Source organism: Bacillus sp. PS196 (genome assembly GCF_037963555.1).
GTDB lineage: Bacteria > Bacillota > Bacilli > Bacillales > Bacillaceae > Bacillus > Bacillus subtilis.
Genome location: NZ_CP150159.1, coordinates 2951589 through 2969307 on the forward strand (window position 1 = coordinate 2951589; position 17719 = coordinate 2969307).

Annotated in this window: 19 protein-coding genes; 2 read left to right on the forward strand and 17 right to left on the reverse strand. The window is 44.7% G+C overall.

The annotated features are described in order from the left end of the window. Positions 1-2 precede the first annotated feature (2 nt). The 13 genes from motS to NST79_RS15460 all read right to left on the reverse strand — a co-directional run bounded on the left by motS (position 3) and on the right by NST79_RS15460 (position 12103). Complete coding sequence (gene motS / locus NST79_RS15400; protein WP_003229290.1) at positions 3-731, reverse strand: flagellar motor protein MotS; 729 nt, start codon at positions 729-731, stop codon at positions 3-5. Next, on the reverse strand, positions 721-1539 hold the full coding sequence (gene motP, locus NST79_RS15405; protein WP_014477672.1) for a flagellar motor protein MotP: 819 nt from the start codon (positions 1537-1539) through the stop codon (positions 721-723). The genes motS and motP overlap by 11 nt, the downstream gene beginning before the upstream one ends. Before the next feature lie 62 nt (positions 1540-1601). After that, positions 1602-2606 carry a catabolite control protein A gene (gene ccpA, locus NST79_RS15410; protein ID WP_003229285.1) on the reverse strand — a complete coding sequence of 335 codons (1005 nt, stop codon included), beginning with the start codon at positions 2604-2606 and terminating at the stop codon, positions 1602-1604. A gap of 275 nt (positions 2607-2881) precedes the next feature. Continuing rightward, positions 2882-3958, reverse strand: a complete 1077-nt coding sequence (locus tag NST79_RS15415) for a bifunctional 3-deoxy-7-phosphoheptulonate synthase/chorismate mutase (protein WP_003223454.1) — start codon at positions 3956-3958, stop codon at positions 2882-2884. A gap of 235 nt (positions 3959-4193) precedes the next feature. Then, a complete protein-coding gene (ytxJ, locus tag NST79_RS15420) occupies positions 4194-4520 on the reverse strand; it encodes a bacillithiol system redox-active protein YtxJ (protein ID WP_015251445.1) in 327 nt (108 codons plus the stop codon). Positions 4521-4543: 23 nt separating this feature from the next. Further along, a complete protein-coding gene (locus tag NST79_RS15425; protein ID WP_004398549.1) occupies positions 4544-4999 on the reverse strand; it encodes a YtxH domain-containing protein in 456 nt (151 codons plus the stop codon). A gap of 30 nt (positions 5000-5029) precedes the next feature. After that, the gene (locus NST79_RS15430; RefSeq protein ID WP_003229276.1) at positions 5030-5452 is read right to left on the reverse strand and encodes a DUF948 domain-containing protein; all 423 of its coding nucleotides are present in this window, start codon (positions 5450-5452) and stop codon (positions 5030-5032) included. 161 nt (positions 5453-5613) lie between these two features. Then, positions 5614-6912: a UDP-N-acetylmuramate--L-alanine ligase gene (gene murC / locus NST79_RS15435; RefSeq protein ID WP_003229274.1), complete on the reverse strand. Its 1299-nt coding sequence runs from the start codon at positions 6910-6912 to the stop codon at positions 5614-5616. A 249-nt stretch (positions 6913-7161) separates the two neighbouring features. Further along, on the reverse strand, positions 7162-10020 hold the full coding sequence (gene sftA, locus NST79_RS15440; RefSeq protein WP_212059343.1) for a DNA translocase FtsK: 2859 nt from the start codon (positions 10018-10020) through the stop codon (positions 7162-7164). Positions 10021-10179: 159 nt separating this feature from the next. After that, positions 10180-10785, reverse strand: coding sequence for a YtpR family tRNA-binding protein (ytpR, locus tag NST79_RS15445; RefSeq protein ID WP_212059345.1), 606 nt, complete (start codon positions 10783-10785; stop codon positions 10180-10182). Between the two features lie 15 nt (positions 10786-10800). Next, positions 10801-11610, reverse strand: coding sequence for a DUF1444 domain-containing protein (locus tag NST79_RS15450; RefSeq protein ID WP_212059347.1), 810 nt, complete (start codon positions 11608-11610; stop codon positions 10801-10803). A 14-nt stretch (positions 11611-11624) separates the two neighbouring features. After that, complete coding sequence (locus NST79_RS15455; RefSeq protein WP_003229265.1) at positions 11625-11948, reverse strand: thioredoxin family protein; 324 nt, start codon at positions 11946-11948, stop codon at positions 11625-11627. A 38-nt stretch (positions 11949-11986) separates the two neighbouring features. After that, the gene (locus tag NST79_RS15460) at positions 11987-12103 is read right to left on the reverse strand and encodes a hypothetical protein (protein ID WP_004399150.1); all 117 of its coding nucleotides are present in this window, start codon (positions 12101-12103) and stop codon (positions 11987-11989) included. A gap of 79 nt (positions 12104-12182) precedes the next feature. Between NST79_RS15460 and NST79_RS15465 the strand changes: the two genes are divergently transcribed. Then, complete coding sequence (locus NST79_RS15465; protein WP_003229263.1) at positions 12183-12629, forward strand: YtoQ family protein; 447 nt, start codon at positions 12183-12185, stop codon at positions 12627-12629. Positions 12630-12683: 54 nt separating this feature from the next. Here NST79_RS15465 and NST79_RS15470 read toward each other — a convergent pair whose 3' ends face one another. Further along, entirely contained in the window at positions 12684-13757 is a 1074-nt protein-coding gene (locus NST79_RS15470; protein WP_014480574.1) for a M42 family metallopeptidase, read from the reverse strand. Between the two features lie 158 nt (positions 13758-13915). Between NST79_RS15470 and NST79_RS15475 the strand changes: the two genes are divergently transcribed. Then, positions 13916-14233 (forward strand): PepSY domain-containing protein, encoded by a 318-nt coding sequence (locus NST79_RS15475; RefSeq protein WP_014480575.1) that lies wholly within the window; start codon positions 13916-13918, stop codon positions 14231-14233. A gap of 52 nt (positions 14234-14285) precedes the next feature. On the opposite strand, the gene NST79_RS15480 is transcribed toward NST79_RS15475, so the two are convergent. The 3 genes from NST79_RS15480 to trmB form a co-directional block, all read right to left on the reverse strand. Then, positions 14286-15986, reverse strand: a complete 1701-nt coding sequence (locus NST79_RS15480) for an NAD-dependent malic enzyme (protein WP_003229258.1) — start codon at positions 15984-15986, stop codon at positions 14286-14288. A gap of 82 nt (positions 15987-16068) precedes the next feature. Then, positions 16069-16914, reverse strand: coding sequence for an MBL fold metallo-hydrolase (locus NST79_RS15485; RefSeq protein WP_212059349.1), 846 nt, complete (start codon positions 16912-16914; stop codon positions 16069-16071). Between the two features lie 69 nt (positions 16915-16983). Continuing rightward, positions 16984-17625 carry a tRNA (guanosine(46)-N7)-methyltransferase TrmB gene (trmB, locus tag NST79_RS15490; protein ID WP_014477684.1) on the reverse strand — a complete coding sequence of 214 codons (642 nt, stop codon included), beginning with the start codon at positions 17623-17625 and terminating at the stop codon, positions 16984-16986. Between the last annotated feature and the right edge of the window lie 94 nt (positions 17626-17719).

Genomic DNA, 17719 nt, shown 5'->3' on the forward strand with positions numbered 1-17719 from the left:
CTTTACGAAGAGGTCGTTTTTGATTTTTTAATCACTATTTCCACACGCCGATTTTCCTTCATGTGTTCATTTGTCTTGTTATCCTTTACCGGCTTTGTATCCGCATAACCGACAGCAATAAAGCGCTTGGAGGGAAGCTTCTCTTTTGACGTGAAGTATTGAATCACTCCACTTGCCCGTGCTGCTGATAGCTCCCAATTCGACGGGTATCGGTATGTCGAAATGTTTCGGCTGTCTGTATGCCCCTCCACCTGAATGTCATTTGGAATGGTTTGAAGAAGAACGGCAATTTGGTGAAGAAGTGTTTCGGCATTTTTCAGCACCTTTGCCTCACCTGTATCAAACAGCACAGCCTCCTGAAGAACGAGCACGACACCGCGTTCATCCCGTTTGGCTGTCATTTGGGCCTTCAAATGATTGTCTTTTATATATGTATTTACTTTCTTGAGAAGCTGATCCTGCTGATCCTCTTGCTTCTTCGTATCAGATGGGGATGTATTCTTTTTTTCTATGGATGTTTGGTCCGGCTGAAGCCCGTTGCCTTCCTTCTGGATCGAGTCCACTGCCGCTTTAAATTTTTGCAGATCAATTTGGGACATCGAAAAGAGTAAAATAAAGAACACAAGGATCAAGGTGATCAAATCTGTAAAGGTTACCATCCAGCTGGATGAAGATTGACTGTTTTTTCCGCTTCCATTCCTTCTTTCAAAACGTTCTCTTCTAAGCTTCATGTACAGATCCCTTTTTTGTTTTTACTTGTTTTGGCTGCTTCTGCCATTCTTCCCGTGAGCTGAAAACGACCAGCTGGCTTTCAAGGTTGCGCGGGTTTTTTCCGGATTGAACACCGATAATCCCTTCCACCATTACCTGCTTGATGAAAATTTCACTTTCTGTTTTCTCTTCAAGCTTAGCCGCGATCGGGTTGAAGACCATATTTGCCAGTAATGAACCATATAAAGTCGTCAGAAGCGCAATGGCCATGTTTGGTCCGAGCATATGCGGGTCGTTTAAGTTTTTGAGCATCAGCACAAGCCCGACGAGTGTTCCGATCATTCCCCACGCCGGAGCGAATTCTCCCGCTTTTTCAAAAACTCGCCGCCCTTTTCGGTGCCGTTCCTCCATTGCTGCGATTTCTGAATCCATGACGAGCCGAATCGTTTCTTCATCCCAGCCATCAATGGCTAAAAGCAGCCCTTTTTTCAAGAATGGATCTTTGATTTCCCGAGCCTGATCATCCAATGATAAAAGCCCGTGTTTTCGCGCGTGATCGGAAAGGGAAACAAAGGTTTTCACAAGATCTTTCACATTGTCTTCCTGGCGGATGAATGCCTGCTTTAACACAGAGGGCGCTTTTTTCAGCTCTCTTGGCGGAAAACTGATAAAAACAGCGGCGCAAAGTCCCCCTGTTACGATGAAGAAAGAGGTCAGATCAAGAAAAGAGCGGAAACCGCTTACTCCCGATCCTGAAATAATCCCGATAACAATAATAATCGTTCCTAACACAAATCCAACAGGTGTAAGATAATCAAAACGTTTCATCATTTCTCCCCATGAAAAAAGCAAGAATTCACCATAAAGGTGAAGCTTGCTCTTTGTTTTTCTTATGACTTGGTTGACTTTCTAAGCTCTATACGGTGCGGCAGTTCGACGATATGCTCTTCAACCGGCTCTTTATTCATGAGCTTCGTCAGCAGTCTCATCGCAACGGCGCCGATATCATATGTCGGCTGAACAACTGTTGAAAGCTGAGGACGAACCATGAGGCTTAATCTTGTATTATCAAAACCGATAATGTCGAGATCCTCCGGAATGGATAAGCCCTGATCCTGAGCGGCATGGATAATGCCGAGTGCCATTTCATCAGTTGCAGAAAGAATGGCTGTCGGTTTTTTATCCAGGCTCATCAGATGCTGCAGTGCTTCGAGTCCGGAATCATATGTGTAATCCCCTTCAGCTACAAATTGTTCATTAAACGGAAGGTTCGCTTCTTCAAGCGCACGTTTGTAGCCTTGGAGTTTTTTCGAACGGTTGATCGGTTCTGCCATTGGTCCGGAAACGAACGCGATGTCTGTATGTCCTTTATCAACCAAAAGCTTCACGGCATCATAAATCGCCTGTTCGTAATCGATAGCGACTGACGGTGTTTCCTCCTGCTCTTCTACAGAAGCGGCAAGTACAATCGGCACTGGAGAACGCTTAAATTCCGCCACATGCTCGTCCGTAATGTTTCCGCCCATAAACACGATGCCGTCCACTTGTTTGCCGAGCATTGTGTTTAACAAGTGCAGCTCTTTCTCCATGTTTTGGTCAGAGTTGCTCAAAATAATATTGTATTTATACATTGTCGCGATATCTTCAATTCCGCGCGCAAGCTCTGAATAGAAAATGCTTGAGATATCGGGAATGATGACACCTACAGTTGTTGTTTTTTTACTTGCCAGTCCTCTTGCCACCGCGTTTGGACGGTAACCGAGACGTTCAATGGCTTCCAAGACTTTTTTTCTCGTTGTCGGTTTTACATTCGGGTTGCCGTTCACGACACGGGAAACGGTTGCCATGCTTACATTAGCTTCTCTCGCTACATCGTAGATCGTAATATTGCTCATCCTAAAACCACTCCTTTTACTGGATACACTTATCCTTATCTATAGCATAAACACTTTATGTAGAGAAATGTCATAATGTCCGAATTTATGTCGTTTATGATTTGTAAGCGTAAGTCAGTAGTGTACATTATTTTTCATTATTCATCAAATTTAATTACTTCTCATGAAATTATACACGTTTTTATAGATGATGAAAACGTATACTTGGTTTTTATAACTAAATAAACGAGAAAGCATAAAAAAAGGCCGCAGGCGCGGCCTTTTGGATTGTTCAATTAAGCGTTGACTTTCACCATTGGCTTCAGTTCATTCAGCCATTTTTCGAATTCAGGAATCGCCATTTGCTGAGCAGAGTCAGAAAGTGCGACTGACGGATCAGGGTGAACCTCAGCCATTACGCCGTCAGCACCGATCGCTAAAGCGGCTTTAGCTGTCGGAAGCAAGAGGTCACGGCGGCCTGTTGAATGCGTAACATCAACAAAGACTGGCAAATGCGTTTCTTGTTTCAAAATCGGCACAGCTGAAATATCCAGCGTGTTTCTCGTTGCTGTTTCATATGTTCTGATTCCGCGCTCACAAAGGATAATTTGGTCATTTCCTTGTGACATGATGTATTCAGCAGCATTGATGAATTCAGAGATCGTTGCAGCAAGACCGCGCTTCAGAAGCACTGGCTTTTTCACGGCGCCGGCCGCTTTCAGCAATTCGAAGTTTTGCATGTTGCGCGCTCCGATTTGAATGACATCAATGTAGTCCAGCGCTTCTTCGATATGAGCCGGAGTTACGATTTCACTGATAACCGCCAGATCAAATTCATCCGCTACACGTTTTAAAATTTGAAGGCCTTCAACACCAAGCCCTTGGAAATCGTATGGGCTCGTACGAGGCTTAAAGGCTCCACCGCGCAAAATTTTAATCCCTTGTTTTTTCGCAGCTGCAGCGACTTCAGCTACCTGCTCATAGCTCTCTACCGCACATGGGCCGACAATGAATCTTTGCTGGCCGTCTCCGATTTTTTCGCCTTTGATATCAACAATTGTATCTTCAGGTTTTTTCTTGCGGGAGACAAGCAGCGCTTTGCTGTGATCTTCTTCCTGAAGCTCTAAACCGGCTTTGAATATCTCTTTAAAAATGTGCTGGATGGTTGAATTTTCGAACGGCCCGTCATTGTTTTCAATGATATTGTTTAACATTGTGCGTTCTCTGACAGGGTCAAATCGGTTGACACCCTGTGCTTCCTTCGCTTTACCGATCTCTTTTACAACATTGCCGCGTTCGTTGATTAATTTTAAAATTTGTAGGTTTAATTCGTCTGCTTTCTGCCTTAAAAGCTCTAACTCTGTGTTGCTCATTTTTTTCATCCTTTCCCTGCACATTCATTTTTTATTTTGTAGTTATCATGCATCTTACTATAAGTAATTCCAAATGGAAATACTGAAATACAAAAAATTTTATAAAAACTCTACTTTATCACCCAAACGCTTTTAAGTGATAAAGTAATCTATGAAGCTATCCTACATGATGTGAGGGCAATGTTCAAGGGTTTTTTACAAAAAAAAGCGCCAGATGATATCTGGACGCTTTTTTCTATGACAAATGCTGCTCAATAGCGGCTTCTGTAATTTGTGAATGTGAGGTATGCCATTTCACTTCACCGTTCTGAATGATGAATATCTGAGGGCTTTCATGCTTGACCCCATATGTTTCTGCAATGAAATTGGACAGCGGCCGGGCTTCTTGTACTTGAAGGTAGTAAGCCGGCACATCCTCATGCTGATTTGCAAAGGCATCAAACTCATGAAATGCTGCCTGGCTGATCGGGCATGTGGTGCTGTGTTTAAAGAAGACGAAAACGCCTTCCTGTTCTGCAATCCGTTTAAATTCTTCCTCAGATTGAATAAGCTGTTTAGCCATGACTCAAGCTCTTCCTTCCCTGCTCAGCGATTCAACTGCTCAGCCTGTTTTTGTGCATCTTTCAGTTCGTCTTTTACATCTTCTTTCGTCTGGAGGACTTGATCTTTTGTTTCATCAGCCGCCTGCATCGCTTCTTCCCTCATATCTTGCATTGCAGTCGATGAATCCGTTTTGTCAGATTTGGAACGGTCTCTTAAATCCTTTACCTTGTTCATGATCTGCCCAGACTGATCCGCTACAAGCTGTGTAATGTTGGAAGTTTTGTCTTTTGCGATGCTGACATATTGCGTGCCTTTTTCCTTCGCATCTGCCGTCATTTTATCAGTTTTGTCCCGTAAGGCAACAGCCTGGCTGCCGAGATCGTCGCGAAGTTCTTTGCCTGATTTAGGCGCTAGAAAAAGAGCTGTAGTGGCACCGATGATTCCCCCGATTAAAGTTCCGATTAAAAAATCTTTACTATTAATTCCATCTTTGCTCATCATTATTCCTCCTCTTAGTATTTTTTTCTCTTACAGGGCTGATTTTTTCTTTTGCTTCCATTTCTCCCAAATTTCCATTGCTGCTTGACTCCATGTGACAACTTGATTGATCTTATCTTGATTTTCTCTAACTGATGCCGATACAGACCCTGCCGCTTGTTTCATGGATGTATTGAACTGCTGTACAGAAGCTCCCACTCCTTGAACAGCATGAACGACCGTGTTCAGCTTTTCTGATTTTTCCTGAATATCTTCAGCCAGGCGGTTGGTCTTATGTAAAAGCTCGGCTGTTTCAGTTGTGATGCCCTTCATTTGTCCCTCCAGCCCTTCAAGAGTGGATGCGACGTTTTTTAGTGTCAGCTGCAGTGACTTCAATGTTTTAGACAAGTAGATCACTAATACGAGAAATGCAACTGCGATGAGTGCAACGCTCAAATAAAGAATAATAATCATCTCAAACCTCCTTGCTGCAGGATATACTGCTGTTTACCCGTTTTCTTCAATCATAAACATGTGTACTGGGCTGTATACATACTATTCTCCGTTATGTAAGAAAATCCTTTAATAAGCTTTTCCATCAGATAAATAAAAAGCAGTGAGATCACTGCTTTTTATTATGCCATGACGTTTTCGTAGGCTCTCATATATTTTTGGATATCTCCTGCTCCCATGAAGATGAGAACGGCTTTATCATGAGCTTTTAAAACAGATGTGTCATCTTCTTCAATCAGCTTGGCATTATGAATTTTTCCCTGGAGATCGCCGATCGTCAGCTTTCCGGCATTCTCACGGGCTGAGCCGAAAATATCGCATAAATACACACAGTCAGCGCCGCTCAGGCTTTCTGCAAATTCGTCAAGGAACTGCTGCGTCCGTGTAAATGTATGAGGCTGGAATACCGCGACAATTTCCCGATCAGGATATTTCTGTCTTGCCGCCTCAATTGTCACTTTTATTTCTGTCGGATGATGAGCATAGTCATCGATCAGCACTTGATCCCCAAGCTGCTTCTCATTGAATCTGCGTTTGACGCCCCCAAAGGATTTGAGAGCATGCTTAATGATGCTGGAATCAATTTCTTCATAATGGCATAACGCAATGACCGCCAATGAGTTTAATACATTGTGGTGGCCGTACGCAGGAATATAAAACGTATCATAGAACGTATTGCGGACAAAGACATCAAAAGTTGTCCCTTCCGTGCTTTTTACGATGTTTCTGGCTTGAAAATCATTTTCTTCCCCCGTGCCGTAATACACAACCGGGACGTTCGCATGGATTTTCGGCAGATGCTCATCGTCTCCGCAGGCAATAATGCCTTTGTTGACTTGAAGAGCCATCTCTTGGAAAGCGTCAAATACATCGTCAATGCTTGAGAAGTAATCAGGGTGATCAAAATCAATATTCGTCATAATCGCATAATCTGGCTGATAGCTTAAGAAATGGCGGCGGTATTCGCACGCTTCAAACACAAAGTATTCGCTGTTTTCATTTCCCTGGCCTGTTCCGTCTCCGATTAAGAAAGACGTCGGTTTTGCGTTTTGGATCACGTGAGCCAGCAGACCCGTAGTCGACGTTTTGCCGTGTGCGCCCGTAACGGCAACACTCGTGAATTTTTTCATGTAGTCGCCTAAAAACTTATGATAACGTATCACCGGAATTCCCTCAGACATCGCTTTTTCTATTTCAGGATGCGTGTCTGGGAATGCGTTTCCGGCGATGACTGTCATGCCGGGTTTAATATTTTCCGCGCTAAAAGGAAGAATCGTAATATTTCTTTTTTCAAGCGCTGTTTGCGTAAAAATAAATTTTTCGATATCCGATCCTTGGACAGTATATCCATTATCATGAAGTATTTGGGCAAGCGGACTCATACCGGTCCCTTTTATTCCAACAAAATGATAAACAGTCATAATTGTACCTCCAACAAACGTCTATCTGTTCCCCAGTATATGACGCTCATTTCAATTTGCGACCGCGGCGGCTGAAAAGCCTCCCTTAGCGGCGTATTTTATATGTTTTGTTATGTTTAGTATCAGGTTATTTCTTTCCGATTAAACCCAGATATCAAGATTTGTCTATGCACAGCTGCTGTAAAGCGGCATAGCTGTTAAATGCTCTAAACACTATCATACCATGTTTGGTGTGAAAATGAACCCATATTATTCGTTTATTAAATCACTTGCTGTGATCAGCACCTCCCGAGGCTTGCTTCCTTTTGCCTCAGAGATCATGCCTTCCGCTTCCATCATGTCGATCAGCCTTGCCGCACGATTGTAACCGATTCTGAATCTTCTTTGCAGGCTTGAAGTGCTCGCACTGTTTTGCTCTACAACAAACTCACACGCTTCGTAAAACAGTTCGTCCTCTTCTTTCAGGGCTGATCCTTGTCTTACGAGCTCTTCTGGTTCAAATAAATAGGTCGGCGGCATTTGGCTTCTGACGTGGGAAACGACGCGGTCGATTTCCCGGTCTGACACAAAGTTACCTTGCAGACGTACCGGTTTTCCCGATCCGTTTTCCAAAAAGAGCATATCCCCTTTTCCGAGAAGCTTTTCTGCACCGGCTATGTCAATAATTGTTCGGGAATCAACCTGGCTTGAAACAGAAAAGGCGATTCTCGTTGGGATATTCGCCTTAATCAGACCTGTAATGACATCGACTGACGGACGCTGAGTGGCGACGAGAAGATGGATACCGCACGCTCTGGCTTTTTGGGCGATCCGCGCAATGCTTTCTTCCACATCGTTTGGAGCCACCATCATCAAATCTGCAAGCTCATCAATAATGACAACTAAATATGGCAGCTTTTCACCCATTTGGTGTTCAGCGGTTAATTGATTAAAGCGGTCAATGTCGCGGACACCTGAATGGGCAAACAGCTCATAGCGCCGCTCCATTTCCTCAACGACCCATTTCAAAGCAGCTGTAGCCGCTTTAGCGTCAGTAATGACCGGGCTGACGAGGTGAGGAATTTTATTGTAAGGGGCCAGCTCTACCATTTTCGGATCAATCAGCAGCACCTTTACCTCACTCGGGTCAGCTTTATAAAGCAGGCTGACTAATATTGTATTGATGCATACGCTTTTTCCGGAGCCTGTAGCGCCGGCAATCAAGCCATGCGGCATTTTCTTCAAGTCGATAACAACAGGATTTCCTGAAATATCTAATCCCAGCGCAGCTGTGAGCGGTGACTTGCTTGTCCTGAAAGCTGAGCTGCGAATCATTTGGCGCAAATCAACCACCTTGCTCGTGCGGTTCGGCACTTCAATTCCGATCGTGTTTTTCCCCGGAATCGGCGCTTCAATCCGAATATCTCTCGCTGAGAGACTGAGTTTAATATCATCGGACAAGTTGGTGATTTTATTCACCTTTACACCTGGTTCAGGATGCACTTCAAATCTCGTGACAGACGGACCCTGGGTTACATGGACCACATTGGCGCGGACATTGAAGTTTTTCAAGGTTAAATCAAGAAGCTGACGCTGTTCTTCGATCCACGCAGTATCATCTTGAACCTGCGCTGGCGGGACATCAAGCAGTGCAACATTCGGAAATACATAGCTGCCGCGGCGCTCCTCTGCTTTTTGCTGTTTATGCGTATCTCTTTTCAGCATCATCACATTAAAAGGAACGGATGGTCCTTTTTGAGAAGATGCGCTTTGTTCGGCCCTTTTTTCCTGTACACCAGGCTTTTTTTTCGGCTCTTCTGAAGCTTCGCGAGGTTTGTCTGCGCGAATTTCCTGCCGGTTTTCAAGGGCTGCAGAAAACGATTTGGAACCCTGCTCCAAGCGTTCAGTTTTCTCAAGCCCTGTATGGCTGTCTGGCTGAACATCTATCTTCGTTTTCTGAGCCTCTCCCAGGATGTCATAATGATTATTTATTATGCTGTCTGATGGCTCTTCTGATTCTTTTGCCACAGTTTCTGCTTGAGCCAGAGCCTCTGATGAATACTCATGATCAGTAAATAAAGGCTCTTCCTGACGAATTTCCATTTGTTCTTCTTTAACGAACGGGGACTCAGCACCTTCTTCCGCGTTTTCATGATGATTGTATACTGGGCTGTCTGACGGCTCTTTTGCTTTTTCATCCTCAGATACTGCCTCTGTCTGAGATTCAGGAGCTGTTTGCTCTTCATCAAGTTCAGCGGAGAAAACAGGCTCTTCAAATTTCTCTGACTGCTGCTCCCTTTGTTCTTCCTCAGCCGTTGCAGGCTCTTCGCGGCCTACTTCACTGTCTGAAAGCCCTTCAGCCGCCGTATCTGTGAGCATCTCAGGCGGTGTTTGCTCTTCGGCTTGTTCAGCTGGGAAGAAAGGCTCCTCTTTTTCCGGCTGTTGAACGCCTGACTCAAATGGCACTTTGTTACCTGACGGCTCGGCTGGCCGTTTCGCCAGCGCCTCATCATGCTCCGTATCCTTTCTGTTTAAAACGCCAGAAGGCTGTTTTTCAAATTGGGTATCCGGGAAGAAAGGACTTTCTTTTTTGGAATGCGCCTGTGTGTCTGAAGCAGGATAGCCGCGTTCACGTTCGATCTCTTCTGACAGCAGTGTTACCTTCTCTTTTACCGATTTATCCGGTTCGTTCAATGTTTCAGAAGGCTTTTTCGGCACATCCTTTTTAACAGATGGTTTTTGATTGAATCCATAGACAGGCGAAGGGATATTTGTCGGTTTAAACGGTTTCTTCGCCGGCTCTGCTGCTTGATATGTATGCTGCTCTTCTTCATTTCTGGGACGCTCTCTGTAAGGTGCAGCACTTGGACGAGGCGCGGATTTCGGTTCGTCCGATGGTGTGCGGCGCCTTCTCAGGTCATGATTTTTGTATCCGTCAGGCACGACTGGAAAACGGAATTTGCCTTTTGGATATTCATAATATATTTTAGGATCTTCCAATCTTTTTAATTGTCCTTCAGGATGATGTACTTCTTGTTGCTGCGGAATTTGAGCGGGTTTTGTCTCCCGTTCAGCATCCTCTTCGCTTTCGCCTAAAAACAAATCAAAAAATTTATGAAGCCAACTCATAATTTATCTCTAACTCCCTTATAGTTTTCTGGGACGGTTTTTAGTATACCACTGCTGGTCGGCCCAGAAAAGATTAAGCTATCAGCAGAAACAAAGCCGCTAAACAAGGGCTTAGCGGCTTTTCACATGATTCGTTTTTTTTGGCGGATTTATGGGAGTCTAAAACTGAAATGCGTCTCCCGCCTCATAGTCTCCTTCTAACACAAGGATTCCTTTTTCAGCAGGGGCATCCGGCAAATCAAGCTCTTTCGCTGAGCAGATCATCCCGCTTGACGGAACGCCACGAAGCTCTGCATCCTTAATGACAAGTCCGCTAGGCATCACAGCACCGACTTTGGCAACGACAACTTTTTGGCCTTGGTCAACGTTAGGCGCGCCGCAGACGATCTGAAGCGTTTCTTCTCCTACGTTGACTTTACATACGCTTAATTTATCAGCATTCGGATGTTTTTCTTTTGATTCTACATAACCCACAACAAACTTCGGAGATAAATCAACGACTAATGTTTCTTCAACGCCGTTTCTGTTTAAAATCTCATTCACATCTTGCACGAATGTTTCTGAGAGCGCAACAAGGCCGTTTTCATCAATGGTCAAGTAAGAAGACGCATTGAAAATGTTGAAGCCCGTTGTTTCTTTTGTTTCGTTATTGAAAATTTTGACGACGTCGCCGTGTTTTTCATAGCCTAATTGTTGGCGTGTCACATCTTGAAGAGAGATCAGGAGCGTGTCTCCCACACCTTCTTTATTATAAAAAGCGTTCATAAGTAAAAATCCTTTCTAATCCTTTTTCGGACGGCTTTTCGCCATGATAAACACCGGTTCCAGCTTTCCTTCATTGTACAAAAATGATAGGGCGGTAATCGGGACGGTGCCGCCTGCAAAGAAGCTCATCGACATTTGTCCTAGAATATCATACCCCGATTCATTTCGGATGTCAGCAAGAATCAAAACGTCCTGATGAGGAACAGAGATCGCCAGCTCACCTTCTGCATGCTGCTTATATTCATTTAAGATCGCTTCGTTCAAAATCCGGCTTGCGTCGTATCCGTCGTTTGCCCTGAAGAAATAAAAGTAATTGCCGGCAACCGTATCCTCTTTGACAACCGTCGGCAGGGAACGGAGATTAAATGCGGCCGTCTCTCTGATCCGCTCTTTTGTCCAGTTTTCTTTCTCAAGCATGCGCTGGTCAATTAAACGGTAGGTTTTCCCGAGATCTAGCGCGTAATAAATTCTTGTCTCTGCGGTATGATCGTCATAAATGAGCGGGATATCTTCGCTGGACTTGTCCGGGAAGGAAGTCGAGCGGATGACCGGATAAATGCGAGTTTCTTTCCCGGTCATTTCCTGAGCCTTCCCTTCCATTGCCGTCATCGCTTCGGAGACATAGTACACGATCTCATCAATGGCTTCGTCTTTTTTCAGTTCCCATTTTGCAATAATCGGCGGTAAATCGAGCGTAATCCCTTTTTTAGTCGTTTGATCCTCAACACGGAGGGTGTCTTTTTCTCTGTCAAACAGAAAGGAGCGATTCTCGTGCTGAAGGCGCTGTTTCAGTATATCTGACAGCTTCCTTGAGGTCATTTTCAAACCGATGTCCTCCTTTACGCTTTAGCGAGAGAGTCTGTTAAAAACTGTTCAATTTCTTCTTTTGTTTTGCGGTCTTTGCTCACAAAACGATTTACTTCTTTTCCTTCATTAAACACCACAAAGCTTGGGATTCCGTAAATTTCCCACTCTGCACATGTATCAATGAATTTGTCACGGTCTACGTAGTAGTAGGTGAATTCAGGGAAATTCGCTTCCAGTTCAGGCAGGAAAGGCTCTACAAAACGGCAATCCGGGCACCAATCGGCTGAAAACATAAATACAGACCAATCATCCTTTACCGCTTTTTCCAGCTCTTGAGTTGATTCAATTTTTTTCATTTCATATCCCTCCAGTTGTTTATGTTCTTACATGTTTTTTATCGATACTCGTCCATTTGGATCATACCAAACTGCTTGAGGCAAAACCACTTATATGCAACGAATGAATATGTAAGATTGGCTTTCCCATTATCATTATCATATTTTATTTGCATTATCAAGCTCGTTTCGTTTAACATCGTGTACATGAGGGTGAAATTTACAGATGGATATACATAAGGAGGGATTTTTATTATGGAGTTTATCGTCTATTTAGCAGGAGAAATCCACAGCAATTGGCGCGAGGAAATTAAAGAAAAAACAAAATCACTGAAGCTCCCGATTACGTTTGTTGGCCCGATGGAGAATCATGACCGCTCAGACAATATTGGTGAAGAAATTATGGGCGTACAGCCAAATGCCGTTTTAAAGGATGACAAAGCCTCTGACATCAACAACTTCAGAACCGCCGTCCTGATGAATAAAGCAGACTTTGTGATCGCCCTGTTTGGCGAAAAGTACAAACAGTGGAACACGGCAATGGATGCATCATATGCGATCGCAAAAGGAAAACCCCTGATTATTATCCGGCCGGAATCGCTCCACCATCCTTTAAAAGAGCTTTCCAATAAAGCGAATATTACGGTTGAAACCGTTAACCAAGCCATTAAGGCCCTTTCCTATCTATTTGAAACAGAATAAGAAAAAAGCTTGTCGATCCGGGCTTACTGCTCGTTCAACAAGCTTTTATGAAACCTACATATTTTCTTTAATCGCATCCACTGTCTGCTTATCGCAGGCTGTTACAAGTTTGATGAGCATTTCTTTAGCAGCAGCATAATCATCAATATGAATGATAGAAGCGTTTGTATGAATATAGCGGGAACATATTCCGATAACCGCTGACGGCACACCGCTGTTCGAAATATGAACCTTGCCTGCATCTGTTCCCCCGCCGGATACAAAATATTGATATGGAATATCATGCGTTTCAGCCATATCAAGAACGAATTCCCTCATTCCGCGATGCATGACTGTCGTTCTGTCAAGAATGCGCAGCAAAAAGCCTTTTCCAAGCTGGCCGAATTCATTTTTGTCTCCGCTCATATCGTTTGCCGGGCTGGCGTCAAGGGCGAAAAACAAGTCCGGTTTAATCATATGAGAAGCCGTCTGCGCGCCCCTTAGCCCTACTTCTTCCTGAACCGTTGCACCCGCATAGAGTGTATTCGGAAGCTCTTTACCGTGTAATTCCTTCAGAAGTTCAATGCTTAAGCCGCATCCATATCTGTTATCCCATGCTTTTGATAAAATTTTCTTTTCATTCGCCATCGTCGTAAACGGACAAACAGGCACGATCTGCTGTCCCGGTTTAATGCCGATTTTGATGGCGTCTTCCTTATCATCCGCTCCAATGTCGATCATCATGTTTTTGATATCCATCGGACGGTTTCGCTGCGCATCTGTCAATAAATGCGGCGGTATGCTTGAAATCACACCCGGAACCGGCCCGTTATCTGTTTGAATTTCAACCCGCTGCGCAAGCAAAACCTGGCTCCACCAGCCTCCGAGCGTCTGGAATCTGAGCAGCCCGTTGTCTGTAATGGATGTCACCATGAAGCCGACTTCGTCCATGTGCCCGGCTACCATAATTCTCGGTGCGTCCTCTGCGCCTCGTCTGACTCCGAAAACACTTCCCAGTCTGTCCTGAACGATGTCATCGGCATATTTGGCTAGCTCCTGCTTCATAAAAGCACGAACCTGATGCTCATTGCCCGGCGCGCCGGGAAGCTGCGTCAGTGTTTGGAAAAGCGCTTTCGTTTCTTGATTCATGTTTTCCCCTCATTTCTATGTAGTCCTTTTATTTTATTAGAAACAATGAAGTTTTCCAAGCACCCTGACCGAATCTGCTCGATCAGCCGCGTATTGCTTAACAGGATTTGGCTGTTTCTGTATAATGAAAAGTACGATCAACCAGGAGGTGCTTTATTTTGAAATTGCGTCATCTTCTTTTAGGTGCAGGACTTGGAATTTGTGCGGCTGTCGTTGTAAAACAATATGTGATGAAGCCTTATATTTCTTCAGAAAAAGCGCTTCGAATTGTAAAATCTGCTTTTAAGCAGCGGGGCCCGATTGACGGATCATGGATTTACACCCAGCCGGAGCCTTACAATATTAACGGAGAAACGGTACAGGTATACAAAACCGGCATTACACGATCAGCTTTCGGAGAATTAGAACAGTATGAAGTCATGGTGGATGCGAAAACGGGAGAAATTGTTGATGTCATTGATACAATCGCCTCTTAACACCGGACAAGCAAAAAATAGAAGCCGCTGCCCACGCAGCGGCTCTTTTTTATTATATCGCGCGAATCGGTTTGTATACCGGATACCACATCGCATCCTGCACTGCCTGTATAATGTCTTCAGGCTCTTCCGTAGCGACGCCTTCCTTCATTGCGGTTTTTGCAACTTCAACAGCAACGGTTGCCGAAACAGTGCGCAAATCTTCAACTTTTGGAAGCATCGGCGCGCCAGGCACCCCGACATTGACCATACCTGCGATTGCCCGGGCACATGCTTCAAACATGCCGTCGGTAATTAATTTTGATTTGGTAACAATCGTTCCAAGACCGAGACCAGGGAAGACAAGCGCGTTGTTTGCCTGCCCGATATGATACGTAACTCCGTTATATTCAACTGGCGGGAACGGGCTTCCTGTCGTGATCAGCGCACGGCCTTCTGTCCATTCGATTAAATCCTCTGGTTTTGCTTCAGAAAGAGTTGTCGGATTTGACATTGGCAAAATCGCCGGCCGTTTCACATGTGACGCCATTTCTTTTACAATTTCTTCAGTGAAAGCGCCGGAAACCGTAGATGTGCCGATCAGGATCGTCGGTTTCGCCTGCCGGACCACTTCAAGAAGATCAATGCCTCCGCCGTCTCCGTTCCGCTGATAATCCTTCACTTCATCAGCCGAACGGGCATACGGCTTTTGGAAATCAAGAAGCTGATCCATATCATCTGTTAACAGCCCGTTTCTGTCTATGCACCAGAAGCGCTTGTATGATTCTTCTTCACTCAGTCCCTCGCGCACCAATGCTTCCCGCAGCTGTTCGGCAATTCCGATTCCTGCCGTTCCCGCTCCGAATATAACAACTCTGTGATCTCTCAGCGGAACTTTAGACGCTTTTGCACAGGATAAGACTGCGGCCAAAGAAACAGCGCCAGTTCCTTGGATATCATCATTGAAGGTACACACTTTATCTTTATAGCGTTTCAAAATGCTTCGCGCGTTTTTCGCCCCGAAATCCTCCCAATGCAGCAATGCATTCGGAAATGTTTCTCTCGCCAGCGCAACGTAGTCGTCAATAAATTGGTCATAGCGTTCCCCGCGCACTCTGGAATGCTGGTTGCCGACATAAAGCGGGTCGTTTAAGAGGCTCTCCTGATTTGTCCCCGCATCTAAAACAACAGCCAGCACTCTGCTCGGATCAATGCCCGCAGCCGCTGTATAAACCGCCAGCTTGCCAATAGAAATCGCGATTCCTCCGACGCCCCAGTCACCGATTCCTAAAATTCCTTCCGCATCAGTTGCAACAATTAAATCGATCGTATCGCTTTGATCTTTATACTGTTTAAATGCTTCTTTCATACCGTCCGGGTCATCGATTGACAGATAGAGCCCTCGTGGTTTTCTGTATTCATGGCTGTATCTCTGGATTGCCGTTCCGACTGTCGGTGTGTAGACAATCGGGAGCATTTCCCCTAAATGGTCATTTAACAGGCGGTAAAACAGCGTTTCATTCCGATCGTGCAGCGCCGTTAAATAGACATTTTTGCTCAAATCGTCAGGCTGTGCGGAATATTGCTCATACGCTCTTTTCGCCTGATCATCAATTGTTAATACCTTGGGCGGCAGAAAGCCTTTTAAACCAAGTTCTTTTCTTTCTTCCTCAGTAAAAGCAACACCTTTGTTCAAAAAAGGAACAGAGAGCACTTCAAGGCCTCTTAATGTTGTTTGAATGTCTCCTTCGTTTGTTACTCTGAATTGTTTCACCCTGCCTCTTCCTTTCTGAGCATAATTAGTACTAGGTTTGCATTATTAGCCGGAAAACATGCAGGGTAAACATAAAAATATGCTATTGCTTCATTCGCTTGACTGAATCTTTGATGCTTCCGTCCTCCTCCCATTGAAGGGCGCGATACTCGGCATCATGATAAAAAATAAACCAAGCGTCTTTTTCTGCTGCGAACGCCTGCCATTTCTGCTTTTGCGGGATAGAGGTCATCGGATAATCATCGTAAGCCAGCACCCATAGCGGATTGCGGTGGGCATGTGTCGGCATCAGATCTGCCATATGTACGGCAGTTTCACCCGCATCCTCGCATAGCAGGACACTGTGTCCGTCGCTATGGCCTCCGGTGTGATGCATTGTAATACCCTCCGTGATCGTTAAGGTGTCTTCAAAGGTTTTGACTTGGCCAGCTACAGCCTCCCAATTTTCTTTCCAATACGTATTTTTCGACCTGATATTCGGATGGCGCATTTCGTCCCATTCAACAGCTGATGTATAAATCACTGCATTCGGAAAGACAGAGACGAGCCGTTCACCTTCATATTCCGTTAAACCGCATGCATGATCAAAATGAAGGTGTGTCATTGCGATCACATCTATATCGGCAACCGTTAATCCGAGTGCAGCTAATGAGGGTTTCACATTCGACTCTTGTGTCACGCCATAGTTTCGTTTTTGTTTATCAGTCAGCTTGCCGGACCCAATTCCGGCGTCAACGATGATATTGAGCCCATCCTTTTGAATCAAAATAGGGTCTGTCCTTAGTTCAATCTGGTTTTTTTCATTGACTGGATATTTTTTAGACCAAAGCGGCTTTGGAACGACGCCGAACATGGCACCTCCGTCCATATGCGTCACGCCCCCGTCAAGCCAGGTCAACGTGATGTTTCCAATTTTCATTGTTTCCATTTTCATCCCCCCTGTCATCATGGTAGCAAACGGCCCATAAAAAAAACAGACTCCTGTCAGAGTCTGTCTTTACGTTCTCCATTCAACCTCAGCCCGATAGATCGGCTGGCCGAGTGCAGAGAATTTTTCTTCATATTCTGTCATAATATTGCCTTCGAGATTGCTGTTATGCAAATCGAGACTGACGTATGTCAGCAGGAGGCCGTACTCAGAGAAGCTCTTCAAAGAGTACTCAAACAAACCTCGGTTGTCCGTTTTAAAATGAATCGCTCCGCCTTTGCCCATTACATCTTCATATTTTTTGAGGAAGTGGGAATATGTCAGGCGGCGTTTTTCATGCCGTTTCTTCGGCCAAGGATCAGAAAAGTTCAAGTAGACCCGTTTCACTTCCCCCGGCTCAAACACATCCGTCAGCGTGTCCGCATCTATATTCAGAAGCTTTACATTCTGCGCTTCGCTGTCTTTTACTTTTTGGACGGCTGTCACGATGACGCTTTTAAATAACTCAATACCAATATAATTGATGTCGGGATTTTGTTTGGCCATACCAGAAATAAATTGGCCTTTTCCTGTACCAACCTCGATATGGATCGGATTGTCGTTGCCAAACACTGTGTTCCATTTCCCTTTATAATCAGCAGGATTGCTGATGGCAATATCTGCGTTTTCAGCCAAAAAGTCATCAGCCCAAGGCTTGTGGCGCATTCTCATATGATTGACACCTCTATCTATTATTTCGACTAACAACATACCATGAATTAAAAAGACCCGCAAGCTCGTTTTTCCAGTGTATCTCTCTTAAGGC

Coding starts and splice junctions, on each gene's coding strand:
- motS (WP_003229290.1), bottom strand. CDS start 731: ATGAAGCTTAGAAGAGAACGTTTTGAAAGAAGGAATGGAAGCGGAAAA.
- motP (WP_014477672.1), bottom strand. CDS start 1,539: ATGAAACGTTTTGATTATCTTACACCTGTTGGATTTGTGTTAGGAACG.
- ccpA (WP_003229285.1), bottom strand. CDS start 2,606: ATGAGCAATATTACGATCTACGATGTAGCGAGAGAAGCTAATGTAAGC.
- NST79_RS15415 (WP_003223454.1), bottom strand. CDS start 3,958: ATGAGCAACACAGAGTTAGAGCTTTTAAGGCAGAAAGCAGACGAATTA.
- ytxJ (WP_015251445.1), bottom strand. CDS start 4,520: ATGGCTAAACAGCTTATTCAATCTGAGGAAGAATTTAAACGGATTGCA.
- NST79_RS15425 (WP_004398549.1), bottom strand. CDS start 4,999: ATGAGCAAAGATGGAATTAATAGTAAAGATTTTTTAATCGGAACTTTA.
- NST79_RS15430 (WP_003229276.1), bottom strand. CDS start 5,452: ATGATTATTATTCTTTATTTGAGCGTTGCACTCATCGCAGTTGCATTT.
- murC (WP_003229274.1), bottom strand. CDS start 6,912: ATGACTGTTTATCATTTTGTTGGAATAAAAGGGACCGGTATGAGTCCG.
- sftA (WP_212059343.1), bottom strand. CDS start 10,020: ATGAGTTGGCTTCATAAATTTTTTGATTTGTTTTTAGGCGAAAGCGAA.
- ytpR (WP_212059345.1), bottom strand. CDS start 10,785: ATGAACGCTTTTTATAATAAAGAAGGTGTGGGAGACACGCTCCTGATC.
- NST79_RS15455 (WP_003229265.1), bottom strand. CDS start 11,948: ATGAAAAAAATTGAATCAACTCAAGAGCTGGAAAAAGCGGTAAAGGAT.
- NST79_RS15460 (WP_004399150.1), bottom strand. CDS start 12,103: ATGCAAATAAAATATGATAATGATAATGGGAAAGCCAATCTTACATAT.
- NST79_RS15465 (WP_003229263.1), top strand. CDS start 12,183: ATGGAGTTTATCGTCTATTTAGCAGGAGAAATCCACAGCAATTGGCGC.
- NST79_RS15470 (WP_014480574.1), bottom strand. CDS start 13,757: ATGAATCAAGAAACGAAAGCGCTTTTCCAAACACTGACGCAGCTTCCC.
- NST79_RS15485 (WP_212059349.1), bottom strand. CDS start 16,914: ATGGAAACAATGAAAATTGGAAACATCACGTTGACCTGGCTTGACGGG.
- trmB (WP_014477684.1), bottom strand. CDS start 17,625: ATGAGAATGCGCCACAAGCCTTGGGCTGATGACTTTTTGGCTGAAAAC.